Source organism: Falsihalocynthiibacter sp. S25ZX9 (assembly GCF_041205405.1).
GTDB lineage: Bacteria > Pseudomonadota > Alphaproteobacteria > Rhodobacterales > Rhodobacteraceae > Falsihalocynthiibacter > Falsihalocynthiibacter arcticus.
In genome coordinates this window covers 1-292 of the sequence record NZ_JBGFCD010000281.1, presented here as the reverse complement: position 1 = coordinate 292, position 292 = coordinate 1, and the positions used below count along the sequence as shown (strand labels likewise).

Annotated in this window: 1 pseudogene; it reads left to right on the top strand. The window is 53.1% G+C overall.

Features of this window, described 5'->3' with window-relative positions:
- Window positions 1-292: pseudogene (locus AB9F29_RS22255) on the top strand (NAD(P)(+) transhydrogenase (Re/Si-specific) subunit alpha); the annotation flags it as partial.

The following is a 292-nucleotide window of genomic DNA, read 5'->3' as shown; positions in this document are numbered from 1 at the left end:
GTTATACTGATTTCCCAAGACGTATGGCCGCGCAAGCTTCCACGCTCTACTCTACAAATATTAGTCACATGTTGACTGATCTGACACCGGAAAAAGACGGCAAGATCAACCACAACATGGAAGATGACGTGATCCGTGGCGCGACTGTGACCTTTGAAAAAGAGATCACCTTCCAGCCACCGCCGCCCAAAATTGCGGCGATCGCGGCGCAGAAACCCAAAGAGGTGGCCCCACAGCTTACCCCTGAGGAAAAACGTGCGGCGGAAGTTGCGGCGTTCAAGGCGCAAACCAA